Here is a 23952-nt window from a genome sequence, read left to right as displayed (position 1 = left end):
CGGTCTCTAGAATTTGAACAGCGCGGCCGCCATCACGCCGCCGTACAGCAGGAACAGGCCGCCCAGGCAGGCGCCAAAACCGTAGCGTGCGCGCTGGCGCCGCACCTGCTGCAAGGTGGTCCAGTTCATCGATACGGTACCGAGCACGCTCAAGCCGGTGGCGTCGCGCAATTCGGCCGGGCTGAGGAAGGTGGGGCGAATCTGGCTGATCAGCAATGCCGCCGCCACGCCGGCGCCCAGGGCGGCGCCCAAGGCCGCGCTGAACAGCAGCGGCCGGTTCGGCCCCATCGGCGAAAACGGCACGGTGGGCGGATCGATGATCTTGAAAGCCATCATGTCGGTGGTCGAACTGAGCTCGCCCGACAGTTTGGCCGCTTCGCGCCGGCCGATCAGCTTTTCATAGTTATCCTTGTTGATGATGTAGTCGCGGTTCAGCTGCGCCAGTTGCGATTCCACCTCGGGCACGGCATTACTTTGCGCCAGCAGGCGCTCGTTGCGGGCATTGAATTCCTGCACGCGCGCCTTGATGGCGGCCACCTTGGCGTCGGCTTCGGTCAGGGCCACCTTCATTTGCTGCAGCATGGGGCTGTAATTCTTGCCGGGATCGCCAGCGGCGGCGCGCAGCTTGCTTTCTTCGACCTTGCGTTCTTCCAGCTGCGTCACCAGCCGCCGCGAGGCGATGATGTCAGGGTGCAGCTCCGTATATTGCAGCGCCAGGCTGTCGAGATTCTTGTTGATGGCGGCGATGCGCTCGTCGAGTTCGGGATTGCTGATCGCGGACGCGCTCGGTTCCAGGTCCAGCACCGGTTCGTCGCCTTCGATCTGGCTATGGATGGCCTTGCGCGCCTGTTCCGCTTCCAGCAGTTCCAGCTTGGCATTATTCAGGCTATCGGACGCTATCAGCAGCTGGCTGCCATAATCGATACCCTGGCGCGGCAGCAGCAGGTTGTTGCGGATCTTGAATTCCTTGAGCAGGTTTTCCGCCGAACTCAGTTTCTCTTCATAATTCTTGATCTGCTCATCGATGAATTGCACGGCTTTTTGCGAGTCGCCTTTCTTGCCCTGGAAACTGCCTTCGACAAAAATCGTCAGCAGGCTTTGCACCACGTCGCGCACCACCTTGGGCTGCCTGCCGCTATAGCTGATGGTGTAAATGTCGAAGGCGTTGGTGCCGGTGATCTTGATGCGGCTCATCAAGTCGTCGAGCTGGGCCTCATGTTCGCGCACGGTCTTGGTATCGATATCGAGATCGATCATGCGTATCACGCGTTCCACGTTGGGACGGCTGAGCAGGGTGCGGCTCATGATGGCCACCTGCTGTTCCGTGTTGGGCACGCTGGTCATGCCGGCCATCAGCGGTTTCAGGATGGTTTGCGTATCGACAAACACGCGCGCCGAGGTTTGAAAGTCGTCGGGCAGGCTGATCACCTTGATGAAACCGGCAATCGCCACCAGCCAGGCGACCAGCAGCGCATGCCAGCGGTACTTCCAGATCCCCTTGAGACTGGAAAGTAATTGCTGTATTAATTCCTCCATCTCAATTCCTTCAGGTCAGGGCGATCGGTGCAATGAACGGGTGTCATGGGATGGCGGGGAACTTTTCTCTTGTCGAGTAAGCAAAGTATAGGGCTGCTCCTTAGAAAAATTTCCCCAGATGAAGGCTTCTTGATGCGCCTCAAGGATCACTTGCTGCGATCTCATAATCATAGGAAGTTCGCGGCACAGCCCGGCTAATCTGGGCGACCTCATGGCCGCATCATCGACTTTAAGAGGTCCAGCATGAATCTGTTTCGCCGTGCAGTGATGGAAAGGGGACTGGCCCTGGCGGCGCTGGCTCTGCTGGCGGCTTGCCGCACGCGCTACCCGCTGGCGCCGGCCGAGGACAACGCGCCCTTGCACGACTATCTGATCGGGCCGGGCGACTCCGTCAACATCCTCGTCTGGCGCAATCCGGAAGTGTCGCTGACGGTAGCGGTGCGGCCCGACGGCAAGATCAGCACGCCGCTGGTGGAAGATTTGCCGGCCAGCGGCAAGACTTCGACCCAGCTGGCGCGCGATATCGAACAGGCGCTGGGCAAGTTCATCCAGCAACCGGTGGTGACGGTGATCGTCACCAATTTTTCCGGCCCCTACGCGGAACAGATCAGGGTGATCGGCGAAGCGGCCAAGCCGCAGGCTCTGCCATACCGGCTGGGCATGTCGCTGATGGACGTGCTGATCGCCGTGGGCGGCATTACCGATTTTGCGGCCGGCAACAAGGCCAGCATCATCCGCGTGCGCGAAGGACAGCAACAGCAGTTGCGCGTGCGCATCGATGACCTGTTGAAAGACGGCGATATTTCCGCCAATATCATGATGCGGCCCGGCGACGTCTTATTAATCCCGGAAAGCTTTTTTTAGCCGCGCCTGAACTTGCTGTCAAAAGATACACTTTATTTGTCTTTTTATACTCGCGGGAAAATTTAAGCATGTTTCTTTGATCATTTCCTGCTAATTTCTTTGGTTTTTTTCGCGTATTGCGGGAACTTCTCTACTTTTCCTCTTGTCACAAGGCATTGGCTTCAGTCCGTCTCAAACATGGACAGCCATTGATAGCGAGGACAAGATGAGCTTTGAAGACGAACCTATTATTTCTTTCGATACGCCTGGCGGTTTCAGCGACCTGGTGGTGGGCGAGGGCAGGATCGATCCCGCCATGGAACACGAAATTGATTTGCAGCGCTTTCATATCCGCATGGCCAATTCGCGCGGGCGCCGCGAAGCAGCCAGCCTGTTGATACGCAAGATGTATGGCTGGCGCGGTTATGCCGTCGATCCCGGCATTGCCCATGCACTCAATAAAATCACCCTGTTTGCAGAAACGGCCGGCTCCACCGTCGGCACCATGACCCTTTGCCTGGATAATGACGAGACCGGCTTGCCGGCCGATGAAAATTTCCGCGACAAGCTCGACGAATTGCGTGCGCAGGGACGGCTGCTGTGCGAACCGTCGCGCCTGGCCATCGACAAGGGCGTCAGCAAGCGCGTGTTTGCCGCCTTGATCCATATTTCCTATATCTATGCCCACAACATCCATGGCTTTACGGATTACGTGATTGAAGTCAATCCGCGTCACGTGGTGTTTTACAAGCGCATGCTGGGATTCAGGGACTTCGGCGGCGAGCGCGAATGCACGCGCGTGGGCGCGCCCGCCGTGCTGCTACGGCTAGACCTGGGTTATATGGGAGAGCAGATACGCAAATACGGCGGTTTGATGGAACAACATGGGGGTGAACGATCGTTTTACCCCTTTTTTTTTCCTACATGGGATGAGCCTGGCATTACCGACCGTTTGCGCCAGGGACGTAACTGAACGCTACGGTTTTTTTAATAGTAGCGCCTGCATGTGCACGCCTGGAATGGCATACGTAATGCCGCTTGGTGTGCTGATGGCGCTTTCCTTCAAGCCTTTGACATACACCATGTTGACGATACCGTAGACGAGACCGGTTTCCGGATCATATAAAGGGCTGCCGCTGCTGCCCGGATACGCCGTCGCGTCGAGCTGGAACACGGTGTAGGGGGACTTTTGCAGTTGCGCCAGGCGTTTGACGTCCAGCCGCAGCGCATTTTCGCTGGGCATGACGACGGGCGTCAGCGCAGACACGGTGGCGCGGTGGGTCACGTGATGCAGGCCCAGCAGCATGCCCAGCGGAAAACCCGTGAAGGCCATTGCCTGGCCTTCGCGCACGCTGCCGGCGTCGCCCAGCTGCAAGGCGGGCAGCGGCTCGCCGGCGAGGCGCAGCAAGGCCAGGTCGTGCTCGGCGTCGATGGCGACCACGGTGGCCGAGCGGAATTGCGCCGTGTCGCCGTGCCCCGTGAGGATGCCGACCAGTTCGCTTGGGTTGCTGTCCAGCAGTTTTTGTATGACATGGGAGCAGGTCAGCACGCTCAAGCCGTCGCCCGTGACGAAACCGGTGCCGATAAAACTCAGGGCCGGCGTGCGCGTCTTTTGAAAGCTGCCCACGCCGACGACGGAGGGTTTGACCCTGGCGATCACTTGCTCCAGCGAATCCGCGCAGGCGGGTGGCAGGCAGAAGCAGAGGCACAAGCATGTCAGCATGGTTTTCATGGCGGCGGGCTTTCCTGGGGCAATGTGTGGGAGGATCTGGCCGGCTGCAACAGCGCGCCCAGCAGCAATAGATAAAACAGCAGGGCGATGCGCGGCACGTCGAGCAGGCTGTCGAACAGGCCCACCACCAGGAAGGCCAGGATGGCGGCCAGGGCCGCTATGCTGGCATGGCCCAGGCTGTGCTGCCGCAGCAAACGGGAACTGGCCAGCATCAGCAGGCCGAGCATGGCCAGCACGCTGCACAGGCCGCCCTCGACATAAAGTTGCAGCAACAGGTTCTTGAGATGCCAGGGTAAATGATGGTGGTCGCTGCTGAAAAACCAGTCATCGCTGGCTTGCGTGAATTGCCCGTTGGCGATCTGTTCCAGGCCATCGGCCGCGCGCAGGCTGAGATTGTCGATATCGATCACGGACGAGACAGCCGTGCCGCTGGCCGCCAGCTCCAGTTGCACCGGCAGGCGCTGCAGCCAATGGCCTGAACCCAGCCAGGCGCTGTTGATGGGCAAGGCATAGTGTTGCCACAGACCGTCAGCCGCCCGCAAACGCAGGGGGGCCGAGATGCAATTTTGCGCGTACAGCAGTTGCCGCTGGCACAACCGTACTTGCAGCACGGGCATGGCGGCCGCACGGCGTACATCGAGTGCGAGCACATAAGCGGTGTTGGGCAGCACGGTAAGCCTTTGCAGCAGCCGCAGCAGTTCGCCATATCCCGCGCTATAGCCAGGGCTGGCCAGGCGCACATAGCGCTCGCCTGCTTCATCCAGGTAAGCAATGCGGGCCGGCACCTCGCGCAGCGGGTTGTACCAGTAATAGCTGGCGGGAAACGTGCCCAGGCCCATGCCGAACGCGGCGCTGGCCGCGTCCGCCGGCATCATGTCCAGCGCAGCTTGCCAGTGGCGCAGCCGGCCCTGCAAATCGCCGGCGCTGGTGGCGAAGCGTTCCGTGGCGTAATAGCTGGCCGAGACGGGCACCGCCAGCGCCAGCAGCACGGCCGCCGCACCCGCCAGGCTCAGGCTGGCGCGCTGCAAACGCCACAGCGGCGGACTCAGGCGCCGATTGCACAGCATGCAGGCGGCCAGCAGCACGGCCAGGATAGCGCCAGGCAAGGCCGGCTTGCCGCCCCAATGCCAGCTGATCCAGGCAAGATTGCAGGCCAGCATGGTCCACGCCATCATGGCCACGCACAGCCGGACAGGGCCAGGCGGACGCCTCCCTGGCCATAAGGCGCCAGTCAGCAGCAAGGCCGACAGCAAGAACAGAAAATACGGTGCTTTCAGCCAGCCGGCCACGTCGGCGGGCCACAGCATGGCCAGTACAGCTTCGATGGCCAGCGCGCACAGCACGCCGCCTGGCGCCAGACGCCAGGGTAGCGCCTGCGTCGCCAGCACGAAGGATGCGCTGAACAAGACCACGGCGGCCAGCAAGCCACGGTAGCCGGCGCTGCCGAACATGGCGATGAGGGCAATCGCTGCTGCCGCCGCCAGCAGCAAGCACAGTGCAAGGCGGCCTTTCGGGCTGCCCTGCGTCGCTGGCATGCCAGCCAGCATTTTTTTCACTGCATACACCATGCCCAGCGCTGCGGCAGCCAGCATGGCCGCATACAGTCCGCGCGAAAAAGTGGCCAGCGCAGCATGCAGGACCATGGCCAGCAGCAGCAGGGCGGCCGCGCTGTGCCAGCGCGTGCGTGCGCGCAGCAGCCACAGCACGGCAAATGGCAGGCCCAGCGCCAGATAGCCGTCGAGCGCGGCGCCACCCGTGTGCATGGCGGAAAACGGCGCCGTGATGCGATAGTCGCTGGACAGATTGAGCAAGCCGGGAAACGCCGCGCGTTCCCACAAGGCGCAGCCAGCCACCAGCGCCAGGCCCGTGAGCAGGCCCGGCAAGGCGTAGCGGCGCCAGCCGCCATGGCCCGCGTCGTGCAGCAGCAAGGGCAGCAACAGCATGGCCCAGGCCCAGGCTTTGCCCAGGCGCAGGCTATTGTAGGAACTCAGGTAGTTATTGTAGGCGTTGGCGTCCCAGGGCGGCAGCGGCAGCAAGCCCCGCAGCAGCGCGGCCAGCCAGGCCAGGCAGCACAGCAGCAGCCACAGGCGCGCGGCTGGCGAGAGGCTCAGGGTAGCGGGTCTCTTGTGCAACTGCCAGTAACAGCAAGCCACGGTGAGCAAGAGCAGCAGGTCGATTTCTTCCAGGAAAAACCAACCGGTCCATGGCGCCAGGTCCAGCACGGGCAGCAGCGCAGGGAGACAAAACAGCCAGAGCGCAGGGCGCCAGCACAGCAGCAGGAAATAGACGGGCAGCAAGCCGGCAAATAGCCAGCTGGGCCAGCCGTGGCCCAGCGGATACCAGTGCAGCGCCTGGACGAAGGCCGCGCCGGCCAGCACGGCGAGCAGGCGCGCCGCGAGCTTGGCCATGGTCATGCCCTAGAGTTGGGCCAGCAGGGCTTGCGCGTCGGCCCGTTGCGGAAATTCCTTGTTGGCGGCAAGCAATTGTTCAAGTTGCTTGCGCGCCTCCAGCTTGTCGCCCGATTTCACCAGCGCGGCGCCCAGGTGATACTGGATTTCCGCCGACTTGGGTGCCAGGGTGGCCGCCTTGCGCAGCAGGGTCGTGGCCCGCTTGACGTCGCCTTGTTCCAGGCAGATCCAGCCCAGGGTGTCGAGCACGGCCGGATTTTCGGGCGCCAGCTTGTGCGCCTGTTCGGCCGTGGCCAGCGCGCGGCCATCCTTGTCTTGCTGATAGGCCCAGGCCAGGTCGTTCAGCGCCACCAGGTTGCCGGCGTCGCGGGCAACGATCTGCTGATACTGTTCGATGGCGGCCCGGTATTGCTTGCTGGCCAGCTTGCTGCCGGCCAGGTAGATGCGGGTGGCCGTGTCGTCCGGGTGCGCCGCCAGCCAGGCTGCCATGCGCCGGTCGGCTTCCTTGTCCTGTCCCGCCTGGTGCAGGGCGCGGTATATCTGCACTTGCAAGGGGCCGATACTGCTGATCTGGTAGGCTTGCTCGTACAGCTTGAACGCCTGCTGCGGCTGGTTTTGCGCCATCAGCACATCGCCTTCGAGTTTATAGCCGGCCGCCAGTTTGGGCCGCTGCTGCTGCACCTTGCGGGCCACGGCCAGCGCTTCGCGCGGGCGGTTCAAGGCCAGCTGCATGGTCACTTCGACCACCTGGGCGTCGAGCAGCTCAGGGTCCAGCACCTGTGCCCGCTTCACGGCATGCAGTGCGCTGGCATGGTCGTTCAAGGCCAGGTGCAGGCTGGCAATACGCATTTGCAGGGGCGCGGACGTGGTTTGCACCTTGGCCAGTTGCAGATAACTGTCCAGCGCCGCCTGCGGCTGGCCCGCGCTGTATTCCACCTGGGCGCGCAAGGCCAGCGCATCGGTGTCGCCAGGGTGGCCGCTTTGCAGGGTGCGCGCCAGGTCCAGCGCTTTTTGCGGCGCACCCGTCTGCAGGTAGAAATTACTCAGCAACAGGGCCGGCGGCACGGCGTCCGGGTGGTCTGCATGGGCTTTTTCCAGCCAGCGCTGCGCTTCGGCCAATTTACCTTGCGCTGCCGCCAGCTTGGCCAGGGCGGCGCTGAGATCGGCATTTTTCGGATCTTTCGCCAGCGCCGTCTCGAAACGCTGCCTGGCCCGTCCCGGCTGTTTCTCGGCCAGGTCGATCTGCGCCAGGTTGCTCAATGCCGGCAGGTAAGTGGGAGACAAACGCAGCGCCTGTTCGAAGGCGGCGCGCGCGGCCGGCAAATCGTGCTGGGCGAGATACACGCCGCCTTTCAGGTTCAGCAGCAAAGGGTTGCTGCCTTGCTGCTTTTCCATGGCTTGCACGGCAGCCAGCGCCTTGGCATTTTCTTTGTTGCGCAGCAAGGTCATCACCAGCATGGTGCCCGCTTGCGGGGCTTTGCCATCGAGCATGGTGGCGCGTTCCAGTTCATTGATGGCGCGCCCGTTTTCGCCCATGCCCAGGCGGCTCACGCCCAGCGCCGCATGCAGCCTGGCCGTATCGGGCGCCAGCAGGGCGGCCTTTTCGAAGTAGGCGCTGGCCTTGTCGTAGCGGCGGGCCCGCAAATGCGCCTCGCCGGCCAGCGACAGCAGTTCCACATCGTCGGGATTGCTTTGCAATAGCGGCATCAGCAAGTCGATGGCCCCATCGCTATTGCCGCGCATCAGCTGGATCGAGGCCATCATCTTGTTGGCATACAGATGTTTGGGGTAGACGGCCAGAAATCGTTGCAAATAGCTCTCCGCCAGTTGTGGCGATCCCAGCGCCAATTGCACGGCGCCCGCCAGCAGCAGCGCCGGCATATGCTCGGGCGCCGCCTTGAGCACCAGCTGCAAGGCTTCCAGCGCCGCCTTGTTCTTGCCCTGGCGAAAATCGAGCAGCGCCTGCGCCTGCAGCACGCCCACGCTGTTGGGCGCCGTTTTGCGGGCCGCCGCCAGCTGCGCGCCCGCTTCGCTGTAGCGCGCTTGCTCGATGTCGAGATTGGCCAGGTCGATATGGGCTTGCGTATCGGCAGGCTTGAGCGTGGTGATGTGTGCGTAGGCCTTGCGGGCCTCGTCAGGTTTGCCTTGCAGGCGCAGCAGGTCGCCCGACAGACGCAAGGCTTCCAGATTGGCCGGACTGTGTTTCAAGGCTTGCGCGATCAGCAACTCGGCTTGCGGCAATTGCTGGTCCAGCGCGGCGATGCGCGCCAGGCCCAGCAGGGCATCGGCTTGTGCGGGCTGCGCTTGCAGCATGCGCTGATACAGTGCGCGCGCTTCATCCTGACGCCCCAGCGCCAGCAGGGCGTCGCCGCGCAGGGCCAGGATAGGCTGCGGCTGCGCGGGGTCGTCCGGCAAGTCGCTCAGGACTTTCTCGAATTGCCCCTGCATCAGCCAGGTCTTGCCCAGCAAGGGCATGACTTGCGTGGCCGGCACGCCCAGCGATTTTGCCTTGCGCAGCTCTTTTTCGGCCGACAGCACTTCGCCCGTTTCGATATAGATATCGCCCAGCAACAGGCGCGCCTGGCTGTTTTCCGGGTCTTTCTGTAAAACGTTTTTGAGCTGGATGATGGCGGCCCGCGCCTCGCCTTTCTGGCGGTATTGCTGCGCGTCGGCCAGCAGGCTGTCGCTATTTTGCGTGCCGTGGCAGGCCGTCAACATGCCCGGCAGCAAAATGGCGCACAGGGCCACGGCAGGCAAGACACGGTGCTTGGACGAAAATGCCAGGGCCATGGGAATCTCCGGTGGGGACGGGCGCAGAAAAAGATAGGGGAAACTCTAGAGTAAAAAAGATGGCCGCCCATCTCATTGATTGCGCTCAAGGGCCCGCCAATTGCCAGCCACCATCGCTGCTGGCTCCCGGTGTTCCTTGTGCCCGCTCAAGAATGGCTGGGCCTGCAATCGTAGAATTTCCGAATCAGCAACCATTCGGAGTAAACACTATGGACAGGCAAGCGGGCGTGGTGGGCGTAGTGGGGCTGGGCTACGTGGGCTTGTCGCTGGCGGCGGCCTTCGGCACGCGGCAGCGCACGATAGGTTTCGACTTGTCTGAACGCAAGGTGGAAAGCTACCGGCGCTACATCGATCCGACCGGGGAAATCAGTGAAACCCGGCTGCGCGCCGCGCAATGGCTTAGCGTGAGCTGCGATCCGGCCGAATTGCAGCAGGCCGACTTCATCATCGTGGCCGTGCCCACGCCCGTCGACAGCGCCCATAATCCCGATTTCACGGCACTGGCAGGCGCCAGCGCCGCCGTCGGGCGCCATATGAAACGGGGCGCCATCGTCATCTTCGAATCCACCGTCTACCCGGGCGCCACCGAGGAAATCTGCATTCCCTTGCTGGAAAGCCATTCCGGCCTGCGCTGGCGCGAGGATTTCCACGTGGGTTTTTCGCCTGAACGCATCAATCCGGGCGACAGCGAACACACTTTGTGCAGTATCCGCAAGGTAGTGTCCGGCGACGACGCGGCCACCCTGGAATTGGTGGCGCGGCTGTACGAAGGCGTGGTCGAGGCCGGCGTGCACCGGGCCTCGAGCATCCGCGTGGCCGAGGCGGCCAAGGTGATCGAAAACACGCAGCGCGATTTGAATATTGCGCTGATGAATGAGCTGGCCATCATTTTCGACCGTATCGGCATCGATACGCTGGAAGTGCTGCAGGCGGCGGGAACCAAATGGAATTTTTTACCATTCCGGCCCGGCCTGGTAGGTGGCCACTGCATCGGCGTCGACCCTTATTATCTGACCCACAAGGCGGAAATGCTCGGTTATCACCCGCATGTGATTTTGGCCGGGCGCCGCATCAATGACGGCATGGCCAAGTTCGTGGCGGAAAAAACCATCAAGGAAATGGTGCGCGCCGGCTTCAAGCTGAAAGGCTCGCACGTGAATGTGCTGGGCCTGACCTTCAAGGAAAACTGTCCCGATCTGCGCAACTCCAAGGTGGTCGACATGATCCATGAATTGCAATCGTATGGCGTGCAAGTACATGTGCACGACCCGGTGGCCGATAGCCGCGAGGCGCTGGAAGAATATGGCCTGGTGCTGAAAAGCTGGGAGCAGCTGCCGCAGGCGGAAGCGCTGATCAGCGCCGTGTCGCACCAGGGGCTGCTGGCCCGCCCGCTCAGCGACTACCAGGCCAAGGTGGTGGAAAGCGGTTGCTTCATCGACATCAAGTCGCATTTCGATGTCCGCGTACTCGAGCAGGGTGGCCTGCATGTGTGGCGGCTGTGATGGCGGCCGAGCTCAAACCTGATGTGAAGCTTCACCCTGGCGCGCACGCTTATGGCCGGGCGTGCGCCCAGCTGGCCGACAGGCCACGGCGCTGGCTGGTGACGGGCGTGGCCGGTTTCATCGGCTCGCATCTGCTGGAAACCTTGCTGTCGCTGGGCCAGCAGGTGCGGGGACTCGATAATTTCATGACGGGGCACCGGCACAACCTGGAACAGGTGCGGGCCAGCGTGGGCGAGAACGCGTGGAAACGTTTCGTTTTCCTGGAGGGCGATATCCGCGATGGCGACACTTGCGCCGCCGCCTGCACCGGCATTGATTTCGTGCTGCACCAGGCCGCGCTGGGTTCCGTTTCGCGCTCGCTCGAAGACCCGCTGCTATGCCATGCCGTCAATGTCAGCGGCTTTTTGAATATGCTGGCGGCGTCCCGCGCGGCGCAGGTACAGCGGTTTGTGTATGCAGCCTCGAGCGCCACCTATGGCGACCATCCGGCCTTGCCGAAAGTGGAAGCGCAGATCGGTGCGCCTCTTTCTCCGTATGCCTTGAGCAAATATGTCAACGAGCTGTATGCGCAAATCTATGCGCGCTGTTATGGTGTTGAAACAGTGGGCCTGCGTTACTTCAATGTTTTCGGCCCCCGGCAAGACCCGCTGGGCGCCTACGCCGCCGTAATACCCCGCTGGATTAGCGCCATGCTGGCCGAACAGAGCGTGCACATCTATGGTGATGGCGCCACCAGCCGCGATTTCTGTTTTGTCGACAATGCCGTGCAAGCCAATATCCTCGCCGCCCTCAGCACCGATCCGGCCGCCATCAACCAGGTCTATAACGTGGCCGTCAATGCGCGCACCAGCTTGACGGAGTTGCATACCTCCATGCAAGCCATGCTGCGCCTGAGCTGCCCCGAATTGCTGCCGCAGGCGCCACAGTATGGCGACTTCCGCGACGGCGACGTGCGCCATTCGCAAGCCGATATCGCCAAGGCGGCCCGTTTGCTGGGCTACGCGCCCACGCACGACCTGCGCCAGGGCTTGCGCAAAACCATCGCCTGGTATGCGGCCCCGGAGCGCCTGGAGCCGCTTACTGATCCGCTTTCCCAGGCTTGACGCTGCCCAGCATGCGCGGCGTGCCGCGAAAGTCAGCCGTATGCAGGCTCACGGGCCGGCGCCATACCTTGGCCACATAGGCCAGCACGCGCTCAGCCTGCTCCAGGTCCAGCCCCCGGCCGTCGCGCTGGTGGTCGTGCCGCAGCACCAGGCTGCCATCATCATTGAGCAGGGTAACGGCGATGCAGGGTGCGCCATAGTTGTATTTGGGCGCCAGGATGGCTTCGCGGATTGCCTGCAGGTCGCGGCTGGCCAGGCGCGTTTCGCCATCGTGCCGGCTTTCGTGCACAAACAGACCCAGCGCGTCGGCCAGTTCCGCATCCAGGTAATTGCGGATAAAGCTGAAATCATCGTCATCACGGCAAATCTGGCGCGCTTTTTCCAGGCCCTGGCGTTCGATAATGTGTTCCCACATGCAAAATCCCAGGTGATAGGGATTCAAGGACAGGGCCAGTTGCCGTTCACCGGCATATGGCCGCACCACGTCCGAATGCGACTTGATGGCCGACAGATACAGGGCTGGCGGCAGGAAATCGGCTTCACGCAACAGCCGCGCATGCCAGTACGAGGCCCAGCCTTCATTCATGATCTGGCAGGCATAGACGGGATAGAAATAAAATGACTCTTCGCGCACGGCCAGGAAAATGTCGCGTTCCCAGTCTGCCAGCTCCGGCCCATATTGGGCGATGAACCATAGCAAGTCATTTTCTGCTTGCGGCGGCAGCAAGGGGCGTTCGGCAGGCTGTTCCGTGGCGGCGCGTTCGCCCGGCAAATGCTGGTAGCGTTGGCTAAAGGTGGTCAGGGGCGAGGGGGGCGGCAAGGCGGCGGCGCCGGCCGTGTCGGGATAGCGCACGCGGTGCAGCGGCAGGTTGATGTCGACATGCTGTTCCAGCGCCAATGCCGCGTCGAGTATGGCTTCCACCTTGTCCTGTCCATGGCGCTGCAAGGCTAGCTCGATACGGTGCGCCCGCGCCGCGCTTTGTTCCAGGATATGCATGCCGGCCATGGCGCCAAAACGGGCGAACAACTGATTACGGCGGGCAAAATCGGCGTGGCCCAGCACGTGCGCCGTGACCAGGGTGTTTTCGGCCACGGAATTGCTTTCTGCCATATAAGCGTGGCAGGGGTCGCCGGGGAACATCACTTCAAAGATGTGTGAATTCCCCATTTTCTGCTGCACCAGCTGTTGTATATAGCGCAAGCCGAAAGACCAGTGGCGCATGCGCACAGGCAAGCCATAAATGGCAATCTCGGCCATGAAGCTGTTCGGCACCAGTTCAAAATCGACGCGATGGAAGTCCAGGCCCAGTTCCACGGCCAGCGCCTCGATGCGCGCCGCGTAGCTGGCCAGTGTGGCAGCTTCCTCCTTCATGGCGCAGCCTTCGCTTCGGCGCCTTCGTGTAGAAAGAAGGTACGGATGGCGGCCCAGACATCGTCTGTCTTGGCCAGGATGCTGCTGTGCAGGGGCAAACCGTGGCGTTCCTGCTCGGCGCACAGGCGGTGCATTTCTGTTTCCAGGGTGCGCGGCATGCCCGGCACGGTTTCCACGTAGCCCATGTAATTGAGCAAGGGAAGCAGCTCGCTGAGGGCCAGGCTGGCTGCGCTGCGGTCTTCGCTGAAGTTTTCGCCATCGGAAGCATAAAACAGGTAGGCGTTGTACTGGCCGGGCGCATAGTGTTCGCTCAGCAATTCGCGGCCCAGACGAAAGGCGCCCGAAGCGATGGTGCCGCCCATGCCATTGACTTGAAAGAATTCTTCCTCGGAAAATTCCCAGGCCCGTGTCGTATGGGCGATGAAACGCGCTTCCACCCTGGCATAACTGCGGCGCAAGCCTTGCAGCGCGAAGAAAAAGAAGGATTTGGCCAGCTGGCGTTCAGCTTGCGCCATGCTGGCCGACACGTCGAGGACAAAAAACACCACGGCATTTGCACTGGGACGTGGTTTCAGCAGCAACTGGCGGAAGCGCAAGTCTTCATTGGTGAAGGCGACCGGCTGCGCTTGCGTCTGAACCTGCACTGCGCGCCGCTTGATCGCTTCCTTCATGGTGCGCCGCCGGTCCAGTCGCGAACGCGCGCCGTGCTTGTCCCAGCCAGCCCGCACATAGGCCACATCCTCTATCGTGCTCAGTTGTCTTGGCTTGAGGTTCGGTAGCTTCAACTCTTCCCACAGCCAGTCCATGATGTCGTCGACGGCAAATTCCAGCAGCAGGCCTACCTCGCCTTCGCCATCGCCCCCGTCGCCTTCCCCAGGTTCACCCTCCATGCCCAGCGGCCGCGCAGCGCGCAATATGTCACCCGGTTCGCCCTTGCCCTGGCCCGCACCGTTGCTGCTGCGCGGTGACGCCAGGCGGAAATGGGCGTGCTCCAGCAGGCGCACGGGCACTTGCACCTGGCGCTGCTGCGGTCCGCTGATGACGTCGGCGCCAGTGATCAGCTCGGGCAAGTGCGCCTGCACGGCGTCGCGCACCTTTTGGCTATGCCGCAGCCAGTCGCGCGCACCACGCGAAAACAGGGCGTACCAAGGCTGTGCCCAGCTTTGCGCTGCCTCGGATGCGGACTGGCGTTCTGGCTTGAGGTTCGGATCGGCAGGCACGCTGCTGGCTTCTTGCATCGTCATTCCTGTGCCAGCAAGGTGGTGACATAGTTGAGCGCTTCGCGCGCGCTGTGGGCGTCATAACCATATTCATCGACCAGACGCTGTTCGACGGCGGAAATCTTGTTGCGCACATCGTCATCGGGGCGCTTGGCCGAACTGACCAGGCGCAGCACGTCGCGCCGCTGTTCAAACAGGTATTGCTGGACCGCGTCATGCAATTGCACGTGGCTAGCCAGGCCAAATGGCTCGCCCCGCTTGAAGGCGCCCATGGCCTTGCGCACCACTTCCTGGCGGAATGATTGCTTGCCGGAATCGGTGATATGGATTTTTTCTTCCACGGCGCGCAGGAAACGTTCATCGGGCCGCCGCTCTTCATTGGTGATCGGGTCGCGAATCTGGCGGTTGTCGAGCATGGCTTCCACCTCGTCGAGATACTTGTTCAGCAAATCCTGGGCTTCTTGCTCAAAGGAGACGAACAAGGCCTTGTGCACGTCCGCCTTGACCCAGCGGTTATAAAAATCCTTGCGCGTCAGCACCAGATAATCGATCCACTTGCGCTTGCGCCGGGGCTCGATGCGGGCGTCGTTCTCGATGCTGTCCTTCAGGGCCAGCAGCACATCCATGGTGGACAGGCTGTTGCGCTGCGCGGAAATGATGGCGTGCGACAGTGCATTGATGACGAAGCGGGGCGAGACGCCGGCCAGGCCTTCCTCGGGCGCCTTGTCCCTGTCGCGCAGGCGCCGCACTTCGGCCTGGTTCAAGTCTTCCACTTCTTCATCGGCGTAGATGCGCAGCTTTTTGACCAGTTCGCTTTCCTTGTCGTCGCCTTCCTGCATGCGGCTCAGGATGGCGAACACGGCGGCGGCATGCAGCACGTGCGGGTCCAGGTGCACATCGCGGAAGGCGGGCGCGGCCGACAGGATGAGCTTGCGGTAGATGCGTGCTTCTTCGCGGTAATTGAGCGTGTACGGCACTTGCACGATGACCATGCGGTCGAGCAAGGCTTCGTTCTCGCTTTCTTGCAGGAATTTGCGAAATTCCGCCAGATTCGTGTGTGCGAGTATGCATTCATCGAGGTAAATCAGCGGAAAGCGCGACACCTTGACATTTTTTTCCTGCGTCAGGGTCAGCAGCAGGTACAGAAATTCGCGCTTGACCTTGAGGATTTCTATCATTTCCAGCATGCCACGGCTGGCCGCATACACGGCGCCCGACCACGACCAGGCGCGCGGATCGCCTTCATCGCCATAGTGGGCCACCTTCGACAGGTCGACCGAGCCGACCAGGTCCGCCAGGTCGGCCGTGGTGGGGTCGTGCGGCGCATAGGTGCCCACGCCGCAGCGGCCCGCCTCGGAAATCATGATGCGTTCGACCGGCATGCGCAGGAAGTCGCCATGATGCTGTTCTTCCAGGCGGGCGCGGCAATGCGGGCACAGTTCGCCGTGGATATCGACGTCATAACTGTCGCGGAAAGCGGCGCGCATGGTTTGCGGCACCAGATGCAGCGGCGATTCGTGCACGGGACAGCCGGCGATACCATATACAGCGCCTTCCTGCGTGCGGCTGTATTCTTCCAGCCCGCGCTTGAGCAGGATCACCAGGGTCGACTTGCCGCCCGAAGGCGGGCCCAGCAGCAATAGCATGCGCCGGCCGACCTCGGAACCGGCGGCGGCGGCCTTGAAATAGGCGGCCACGCGGTCGATGGCCTCGTCGATGCCGAACAGTTCTTGGTCGAACAGGCGGCAGCGGAAATGGCCGCCGTTGTCCGTATGGCCGCTCCAGCGCATCATGTCCCACAGATATTGATGCGCGTTGCGGGCCAACTGGGCGGCGCTGCCGGGCAGGATATGGCTGATGAAATCGGCGAAAACGCCATCCCAGCGGTCCACGCGATGTTCCGCCGTGAACGCTTCCATGCGGCGCATCAGGCTGGTGCGCTGCGTAGCGTCATCGTCCCCAGTGTCCGCCGCACTGGCGTCGACGGTGCGGCCACCGGGAGTCTCGCTGCCGCCAGCTGTTGCCGGATATTGTGGCGTCGTGCGAAATATCGTCATCTTTCTTCTATCCCTCCGGTGGCAGGCCGCTGCTTCCAGTGTGCCATCTCAGTATAGGGCGCTGTCGCCGCCGGCCCCGCTCACACTCCTGATGTCGCTCAAGTCAAAAGGTGGAACTATTTGCGTAGTCGTTTTGAAATCATTTCTCATGTGCTGAGGCACCTGGACACTTGGATCCAGATCAATATCGGCCGCCATCAGCGGCCCACACTGCTTGTGGAAGCCCATCCACGAGGAGAACAAAATGATGAACAATGAGCAAGGATTCAGCACGCCGCCAGACGGTGGCGCCGGCAAGGGACAAAGCGCCGACGATGAAGAAGCCGTGGGCCAATTTGCCGCGCCAGGCGAGGGCGATGCTGGCGTGGAAAGCGCCTCGGTGACGGAGGTCCAGGATGCGCTGGCCGGCGTCAGCATGGAATTGCTGGAAATGAAGCGCAGCATCGAGGACGGCATGCGCGCGGCCATTTCGCAGGCGGCCGGCGTGCGCGCCGTCGATGCCTTCAACGATGCGGGCAATATCCAGGGTGTCTCGATAGGCCTGGGCGAGGGCGCCAGCGATCGCTCCTCGGGCGAACCCGGCTTGCCGGCGCTGACCTTGTATGTGGCCGAACCGACCTCGGTTGACCGGGCCAAGGCGGCCATCGTGTCGGCGATGGGCATCCGCGCCATCGCCAGCGACAATGTGCCCATCAACATCGTCGTCACGGGCGTGATCGACGCCCAGCCGCACCGTTTTCGTTTGCGGCCCGCGCCGGGTGGCGTCTCGGTCGGGCATTTCCGCATCACGGCAGGCTCCATCGCCTGCCTGGCGGTGGGCCGCAGCCCGCCGCGCAACAGCCGTTTGATGATCCTTAGTAATAATCACGTGCTGGCCAACTCGAATGGCGGCGCGTTTGGCGATTGCATCGTGCAGCCGGGGCCGATTGACGGCGGGAAATGTCCGCAAGACCAGATTGCCACCCTGGAACGTTTCGTGCCGATCAATTTCAGCGGCGGCGTCAACTTTGTCGATTGCACCACCGGCTGGGCGTGGCCGGACCGCGTGCGGCGCGAACTGGTGTTTCTCAGCGGCGGCGTGCCAGCCTATTTCCGTATCAGCAGTGCCCTGGTCGCACCGGCGCTGGGCATGCTGGTTGGTAAATCCGGACGCACCACGCAGCTGACGCAGGGGCGCATCACGGGCCTGGGCGCGACGATCAATGTCAATTACGGCGGCGGCAGGATCGCGCTATTCCAGGACCAGATCGCCATCCAGGGCTTGAGCGGGGCCTTCAGCGCGGGCGGCGATTCCGGTTCCTCGATCTGGACCTGGAACCAGCAGCGCAACCCGGTCGGCCTGCTGTTTGCTGGCGGCGGCAATATCACGTTCGCCAACCAGATGCGGCGGGTAGTGGTGGCGCTTGATATCAGCCTGTACACCTGATTGATACTTGAGCAAGATTCCCTGGGCTCGGCCGCATGTCTGCTTGCGCAAGCGCCCGTTTTGCACGATGATGATAAGGTAGCCGGCAGCGTTGCGCGCGGCGACAGGAGGAAGATCATGTCAAACAGCAAATTTATGCAAGATCCCTATCTGCTGGCGGAAGATGCCGCCATGCCTTATCTGCCCGATAGCGGCGGCATGGCGGCGCCATCCGTCACGCACGGCAGGCTGGAAGCGGCGAAGCGGCGCAATGAGCGCGCGCTGATGGCCATCGAGGGCGTGGAAGGCGTCAGCCTGGGCCATAACCTGCGCGGCAACGAAACCATCGTGCTGTATGTGCGCGATGCCTCGGTCCGGCAGCGCGTGCCGGCCCAGGTGGAAGGCTACGCGGTGGAAACAAGCATCACGGGCCAGATCGATATCCTGCAACGGTAAACGCGCAAAGAGCCAGCGTCTGGAAGGACGCCGGCTCTTGTCTATGCTGATACTTACTTATTTACTTATTTACTTATTCATTTACTCAGTCTGCCGATCGCTTCAGCCACGCCCGCGCCATAGGCCGGGTCGCACAGGGTACAGTTGCCAATATGGCGTTGCTTGACTTCGGCCGAGGCGCCGGAAATCGCGCGCGCCGTATTGTCGAACAGCACTTGCTGCTGTGGCGGCGTCATCAAATGGAACAGGGCGCGCGGCTGTGAATAATAATCTTCATCGACCCGGTGGTTCCAGTGATCGGCCGCGCCTTCCAGACTCAACGGCGGTTCGCGGAAATCGGGCTGTTCTGCCCATTCCTGCTTGCTGTTCGGTTCGTACGCAAGCGTGCCGCCCATATTGCCGTCGACACGCATCTGGCCATCGCGGTGGTAGCTGTGGAATGGACATTTGGGCGCATTGACGGGGATGTGGGCATGGTTGACGCCCAGGCGGTAGCGCTGCGCATCGCCATAGGAAAACAAGCGTCCCTGCAACATCTTGTCTGGCGAAAAACTGATGCCTGGCACCACATTGGCCGGGTTGAAGGCCGCTTGTTCCACTTCGGCAAAGTGGTTTTCTGCATTGCGGTTCAGTTCCAGCACGCCCACTTCGATCAAAGGATAGTCGCCGTGCGGCCACACTTTCGACAGGTCGAAGGGATTGATGTGGTAGGTGCCCGCTTCTTTTTCGGGCATGATCTGCACGTACAGGGTCCAGCGCGGGAAATCCTTGTTTTCAACGCTTTCATACAGGTCGCGGTGCGAACTCTCGCGGTCTTGCCCCACCAGCGCTTCGGCCTCGGCATCGCTCAGGTTTTGTATGCCTTGCTGGGTCTTGAAGGTGAATTTGACCCAGAAACGTTCATTTTGCGCATTCAGGAAGCTGAAGGTATGGCTGCCGAAACCATGCATGTGGCGGAAACTGCGCGGCAAGCCCCGGTCGCTCATGACCACGGTCACCTGATGCAGCGCTTCGGGCAGCGAGGTCCAGAAATCCCAGTTGCTGTTGGCGCTACGCAAACCGGTGCGTGGGTCGCGCTTGATGGCGTGGTTCAGGTCGGGGAATTTCAAGGGGTCGCGCATGAAAAAGACGGGCGTGTTGTTGCCCACCAGATCCCAGTTGCCTTCCTCCGTATAAAACTTCAGGGCGAAACCGCGGATATCGCGTTCCGCATCGGCCGCTCCCCGTTCGCCGGCCACCGTGGAAAAGCGCGCAAACATCGGCGTACTCTTGCCCACGGCTGAAAAAATCTTTGCGCGCGTGTAGCGCGTGATGTCGTGCGTGACGGTAAACGTGCCATAAGCTCCCGAGCCCTTGGCGTGCATGCGGCGTTCCGGGATCACTTCGCGGTCGAAATGGGCCAGTTTTTCCAGGAACCAGACATCTTGCAGCAGCGCAGGGCCCCGTGGCCCCGCTGTCTGGATGTTTTGATTGTCGACTACAGGCGCGCCGGCGGCGGTGGTGAGCTTTTTCATTGGACTCTTTCTGAGTGAGAAGGGCAAGGGGCCGGCCTGATGTGCATGCACGTTTTTCGCTTATGCCTGCGCCTTTTCCCTACCTTCTTGTAACACTGGCTGGGATGCGTGCAAGCTTACCGGGCTGGTCCAGAATGATTCTAAAAAGCAATATCAGTGTCATCTTTCCGGGACGATAACATCGCGACGCCGCCAGCGAAGGCAGCAAACCCATCATAGCCTGTCGTCCTTGTCACCCCCAACACGATTGACGCAGCGCAATGAAGCTTGCCTAAAATGATAGACGGCAGCGCTCGCGCAAGGCCGCCAGCGACTGGCGCTGCAGCCCATCGGCCAGCATATTGTCTGGCGCCAGCCATTGCAAAAAGGCCGCCCGCAGCGCCGGCCATTCACTGTCGATAATGGAAAACCAGGCGGTATCGCGGCTCCTGCCTTTGTACACGCTGGCCTGGCGGAACACGCCTTCGAACTGAAAACCCAGGCGTAGCGCCGCTTGCCGCGATGGTGCGTTCAGGCTGTCGCATTTCCATTCATAGCGGCGGTAGCCCAGCGTTTCAAAGGCGTGGCGCAGCAGCAGGAATTGCGCATCGGTCGACACGGGCGTGCGCTGCAGGCTGGACGAAAACATCACATGGCCCACTTCGATGGCGCCATGGGCCGGATCGACGCGCATCAGCGCCAAGGTGCCGACGGCACGTCCGCTGCGCAAGTCGATCACGGCGAAATGCAATGGATCCATGCTTTGCGCGGCTTGCTCGGCATACACACGGTAGCTGGCAGCATCCGCGTACGGGCCATGCACCATATAGGTCCAGCCCCGGTAGTCGGGCGCCTGCGCATAGGCGTGATACAGGTCGCCCGCATGGCGGTGCGCATCAAGCGCTTCCAGGCGGCAATAGCGCCCTTGCAAACTGATGCGTTCGGGGCGGGGGCGGGTGGTCCAGGCTGGCAGGGGGGCGCCGATTGGTTGCTGGAGTTCGTTTACAAAGGTAGACATGGCGTGCTTTCGGCAGGAGTGGAGCGGCACCATGCCGGCTCCAGAGGGCACGATACGGTCATCGCGGCACCATCACAAGATCCAGTTCGGGTATATTTGATGGTGCCACAAACCCTATCCTGAGCTGACCATGCACCCGCAAACCTTTTTGGACCTGCCGCTGTCGCGCGATCCCGATGCCGCACCGTTGCAGCGGCAATTGCATGCGCGCCTGAAGACATCCATCCTCGGCGGCGCCCTGCCGGCTGGAAGCAGCCTTCCTGGTTCGCGCGCCTTGGCGGCCACCCTGGGCATAGCCCGCAATACCGTCAGCGCGGTGTACGAGCAACTGGCCGTGGAAGGGTATGTCATTGCGCGCCGACAAGGTACGCAAGTGGCCCCGCGACTGCACGGCGACCAAAAGCCGGCTACCGCACCGGCGCCCATGCTGGCCCGGCGCGTGGCGCAATTTGCAAGGCCTTTGCTGATGCACAAGCCGGCGGCGCTGCGGCCAGGCGAGCCGGCGCTGCCGCAGTTTCCGCTGGCCGCCTGGCGCCGCGCCATGGATGTTGGGTATCAGGGCAACACGGCAGCGCTCGGCTATGGCGATCCGGCCGGCGAGCCGGCCTTGCGGGCGGCGATTGCCCGCTATCTGGCGGTGGCGCGCGGCGTGCGCTGCAGCGCGGAGCAAATCATCATCACGGAAGGCGCGCAAGAGGCGCTGGGCTTGTGCGTGCTGCTGCTGACCAATCCCGGTGATGCGGCTTGGGTGGAAGATCCTGGCTACCGTGGCATCAAGGCCGCCATGCAGGCGGGAGATTTGCGCATGCTGCCGATGCGGGTCGATGGCCACGGCCTGGCGGCCACGCTTGACGATTGGTCCAGGGATATGCCGCGCCTGGTCTACACCACGCCGGCCCATCAGTATCCGCTGGGTCCGGTGTTGCCCGTGGCGCGCCGCTTGCAACTGATCGAGGCGGCGCGCGCGCATGGCGCCTGGTTGATCGAAGATGATTACGATAGCGAATTTCGCCACGCGGGCGAACCCATTGCCGCCATGCAGGGCCTGGCTGGCGATGGCCCCGTGCTGTACGTGGGCACTTTCAGCAAGACCATGTTTCCCGCGCTGCGCCTGGGTTTCCTGGTGTTGCCAGCCGCCTTGCTGGCTGCGGTGCAAGCGCCACTGGCAGCCATGTTGCGTGGCGGCCATCGCCACGAACAGCTGGCGATGGCGCATTTTATCGACAGCGGCCAGTATGCGCGCCACCTTGGCCGCATGCGCCGGCTGTACCGCGCCCGCCAGCAAGCCTTGCGCGAGGCGCTGGCCAGCCATTTCGACGTGCCGCACACGGTAGACGGTGGCCATTGCGGCATGCACCTCACCGTGCGTCTGCCGCCAGCCTTTCCCGACCAGATGATTGCCGCCGCTGCCCATGCTTATGGCATGGCAGTTTCTCCCTTGTCCGGTTTTTCGCTGGCGCCCACTGAGGAAGACAATGGCCTGGTGATCGGCTACGGCAACACCGCGCCCGAGCTGTATGGTTCCTTGCTGGGACGGCTGGCCAAGCTGGCCCGCCAGGCGAAACCTGGCTAAGCGCTTGCCGACAGCTTCAGATACGCAATGCACATCAATATCAGCTGCTTGTGGACGGCTTCGGCCTCGGGGCCGGAAAGGTTGCGCTCGAAAACATTGCGGACCGTGCCGAAGACGGTCGCGAGCAGCGTCAGGTTGACCGTGGGCAGGTCATGGAACGGGAGGTCGGAGGTGCTTGCCAGCATGGCGGCGCTTGCCATATCGACGCGGCGGCTGAAGGCCGCAATCAAGGACTCATTATCGAGTTCCACGACGGAACGGTAGAGGGCGCGCGTGACTTCGGGCCGCGCTGTCTTGGCGTTCCAATAGCTCGTCACCAGCGCCTCCACCATTTGCCCGATCGGCGCGCCATGCTGCGCCTGGCAAGCGGTTTCCACCTCATGCGCCAATGCCTCCAGATAACGCTCATTGAGCGCGTAGAACAGCGACTGCTTGTGCGGGAAATACTGGTACATGGTGCCGACCGAGACGCCAGCCCGCCCGGCGACCCGGGTAGTGGTCAGCCGGCGCGGCCCATCGCTCACCAGAACCTGAATGGTTGCCTCGAAAATAGCGTCCAAAGTCGCCTTCGAACGGGCCTGGCGCGGCATTTTCCGGGCTGTCAGGTGGGGTGGCGGGCTCAAGGTCATATGCGAATTCTCAAACTGAATGATCCTTCATATACTAGCTGCAACAAACCCATATTGAAAGGAACATTCATGATCAGCAGTCACCGTATTGCCCTCGTCACCGGCGCCAACAAAGGTATCGGGCTGGAAATTGCGCGCCAGCTTGCGCAAGCCGGCGTTGTCGTCATCCTTGGCGCCCGTGATGCCGGGCGCGCCAAAGCGGCGCTCGACGATCTCTTGTCTCAGGGGCTGAAAGCGCAAGCCGTTCCGCTCGACCTCGACGACCATGCCAGCATCGCGGCGGCAGCCGAAACGATCCGTGCCGAACATGGCAGGCTCGACATCCTGGTCAACAATGCCGGTATCGTCGATGCGGCGGATGGCCCGCCGGGCACGGCCTCGCTTGACGCCGTGCGCCGCATCATGGAGACCAATTTCATCGGTGCCCTGGCGGTAACGCAAGCAATGCTGCCGCTGCTGCGCAAGGCGCCGGCAGCGCGCATCGTCAACCTGTCCAGCTCGCTGGGCTCGTTGACGCTCAACGGCGACCCGGCGTCACCCTATTATGCGGCGCGGCTGATTGGCTATAACGCCTCGAAGGCGGCGCTCAATATGCTGACGGTGCAGCTGGCCGAAGCGCTGCGCGGCACATCCATCGTCATCAACTCGGTCAGCCCGGGCTACGTGAAGACCGACCTGACCGGCCAGCAAGGTTTCATGAGCGCCGAGGAGGGCGCAAGGCTGCCAGTAGCCTATGCCCTGCTCGGGGAGGGGGCCGTGTCTGGCCGCTTCGTCGAGGCCAGCGGCCAGACACCCTGGTAGGCTCTGCTGTATTT

General features: G+C 62.3%; 17 protein-coding genes and 1 pseudogene. 8 read left to right on the top strand and 10 right to left on the bottom strand.

Annotation, left to right across the window (positions count from 1 at the left end):
• Positions 1-6 precede the first annotated feature (6 nt).
• On the bottom strand, positions 7-1536 hold the full coding sequence (locus tag HDE72_RS04850) for an XrtA system polysaccharide chain length determinant (protein WP_183737584.1): 1530 nt from the start codon (positions 1534-1536) through the stop codon (positions 7-9).
• Positions 1537-1779: 243 nt separating this feature from the next.
• Here HDE72_RS04850 and HDE72_RS04845 point away from each other — a divergent pair, with 243 nt between their 5' ends.
• Together HDE72_RS04845 and HDE72_RS04840 are read left to right on the top strand one after the other, a co-directional pair.
• A complete protein-coding gene (locus HDE72_RS04845; protein WP_183737583.1) occupies positions 1780-2400 on the top strand; it encodes an XrtA/PEP-CTERM system exopolysaccharide export protein in 621 nt (206 codons plus the stop codon).
• 205 nt (positions 2401-2605) lie between these two features.
• On the top strand, positions 2606-3352 hold the full coding sequence (locus tag HDE72_RS04840; protein WP_183737582.1) for an N-acyl amino acid synthase FeeM domain-containing protein: 747 nt from the start codon (positions 2606-2608) through the stop codon (positions 3350-3352).
• 3 nt (positions 3353-3355) lie between these two features.
• Here HDE72_RS04840 and HDE72_RS04835 read toward each other — a convergent pair whose 3' ends face one another.
• From HDE72_RS04835 to prsT, 3 genes are read right to left on the bottom strand one after another with little or no spacing between them, the layout of a single operon-like run.
• Positions 3356-4111, bottom strand: a complete 756-nt coding sequence (locus HDE72_RS04835) for a S1 family peptidase (RefSeq protein ID WP_183737581.1) — start codon at positions 4109-4111, stop codon at positions 3356-3358.
• On the bottom strand, positions 4108-6519 hold the full coding sequence (locus tag HDE72_RS04830) for a hypothetical protein (protein ID WP_183737580.1): 2412 nt from the start codon (positions 6517-6519) through the stop codon (positions 4108-4110). Before HDE72_RS04830 ends, HDE72_RS04835 begins: the two co-directional genes overlap by 4 nt.
• Before the next feature lie 9 nt (positions 6520-6528).
• Positions 6529-9309, bottom strand: a complete 2781-nt coding sequence (prsT, locus tag HDE72_RS04825) for an XrtA/PEP-CTERM system TPR-repeat protein PrsT (protein ID WP_183737579.1) — start codon at positions 9307-9309, stop codon at positions 6529-6531.
• 209 nt (positions 9310-9518) lie between these two features.
• On the opposite strand from prsT, the gene HDE72_RS04820 reads away from it, so the two are divergent.
• Both HDE72_RS04820 and HDE72_RS04815 read left to right on the top strand, forming a co-directional pair.
• The gene (locus HDE72_RS04820) at positions 9519-10811 is read left to right on the top strand and encodes a nucleotide sugar dehydrogenase (protein ID WP_183737578.1); all 1293 of its coding nucleotides are present in this window, start codon (positions 9519-9521) and stop codon (positions 10809-10811) included.
• A complete protein-coding gene (locus HDE72_RS04815) occupies positions 10811-11914 on the top strand; it encodes an SDR family oxidoreductase (protein ID WP_183737577.1) in 1104 nt (367 codons plus the stop codon). The genes HDE72_RS04820 and HDE72_RS04815 overlap by 1 nt, the downstream gene beginning before the upstream one ends.
• On the opposite strand, the gene HDE72_RS04810 is transcribed toward HDE72_RS04815, so the two are convergent.
• Genes HDE72_RS04810 through HDE72_RS04800 form a run of 3 tightly spaced genes read right to left on the bottom strand, consistent with a single transcriptional unit; the run spans position 11889 to position 16563 of the window.
• Positions 11889-13286, bottom strand: coding sequence for a SpoVR family protein (locus tag HDE72_RS04810; RefSeq protein ID WP_183737576.1), 1398 nt, complete (start codon positions 13284-13286; stop codon positions 11889-11891). The genes HDE72_RS04815 and HDE72_RS04810 overlap by 26 nt on opposite strands.
• Positions 13283-14524, bottom strand: a complete 1242-nt coding sequence (locus tag HDE72_RS04805) for a DUF444 family protein (protein ID WP_183737575.1) — start codon at positions 14522-14524, stop codon at positions 13283-13285. Before HDE72_RS04805 ends, HDE72_RS04810 begins: the two co-directional genes overlap by 4 nt.
• A 2-nt stretch (positions 14525-14526) precedes the next feature.
• A complete protein-coding gene (locus HDE72_RS04800; RefSeq protein ID WP_260176494.1) occupies positions 14527-16563 on the bottom strand; it encodes a serine protein kinase in 2037 nt (678 codons plus the stop codon).
• Between the two features lie 244 nt (positions 16564-16807).
• Between HDE72_RS04800 and HDE72_RS04795 the strand changes: the two genes are divergently transcribed.
• Both HDE72_RS04795 and HDE72_RS04790 read left to right on the top strand, forming a co-directional pair.
• Entirely contained in the window at positions 16808-17989 is a 1182-nt protein-coding gene (locus HDE72_RS04795; protein ID WP_183737574.1) for a chymotrypsin family serine protease, read from the top strand.
• A 117-nt stretch (positions 17990-18106) separates the two neighbouring features.
• On the top strand, positions 18107-18424 hold the full coding sequence (locus HDE72_RS04790) for a hypothetical protein (RefSeq protein ID WP_183737573.1): 318 nt from the start codon (positions 18107-18109) through the stop codon (positions 18422-18424).
• A gap of 77 nt (positions 18425-18501) precedes the next feature.
• Here HDE72_RS04790 and HDE72_RS04785 read toward each other — a convergent pair whose 3' ends face one another.
• Complete coding sequence (locus tag HDE72_RS04785) at positions 18502-19938, bottom strand: catalase (protein WP_183737572.1); 1437 nt, start codon at positions 19936-19938, stop codon at positions 18502-18504.
• A 295-nt stretch (positions 19939-20233) separates the two neighbouring features.
• A pseudogene (locus tag HDE72_RS04780) lies at positions 20234-20935 on the bottom strand (GNAT family N-acetyltransferase); the annotation flags it as partial.
• A 130-nt stretch (positions 20936-21065) separates the two neighbouring features.
• On the opposite strand from HDE72_RS04780, the gene pdxR reads away from it, so the two are divergent.
• Complete coding sequence (gene pdxR, locus HDE72_RS04775) at positions 21066-22508, top strand: MocR-like pyridoxine biosynthesis transcription factor PdxR (protein ID WP_183737570.1); 1443 nt, start codon at positions 21066-21068, stop codon at positions 22506-22508.
• Here the strand turns inward: pdxR and HDE72_RS04770 are convergent.
• On the bottom strand, positions 22505-23137 hold the full coding sequence (locus HDE72_RS04770; RefSeq protein WP_183737569.1) for a TetR/AcrR family transcriptional regulator: 633 nt from the start codon (positions 23135-23137) through the stop codon (positions 22505-22507). The two genes, pdxR and HDE72_RS04770, sit on opposite strands and share 4 nt — an antisense overlap.
• 69 nt (positions 23138-23206) lie before the next feature.
• On the opposite strand from HDE72_RS04770, the gene HDE72_RS04765 reads away from it, so the two are divergent.
• Complete coding sequence (locus HDE72_RS04765; RefSeq protein WP_183737568.1) at positions 23207-23938, top strand: SDR family oxidoreductase; 732 nt, start codon at positions 23207-23209, stop codon at positions 23936-23938.
• The last annotated feature ends 14 nt before the right edge of the window (positions 23939-23952 follow it).

This window comes from Janthinobacterium saanense, from assembly GCF_014200675.1.
Taxonomy (GTDB): Bacteria; Pseudomonadota; Gammaproteobacteria; order Burkholderiales; family Burkholderiaceae_D; genus Janthinobacterium.
Note: the sequence above shows the minus strand (reverse complement) of the source record. Positions and strands in the feature narration are given on the sequence as shown.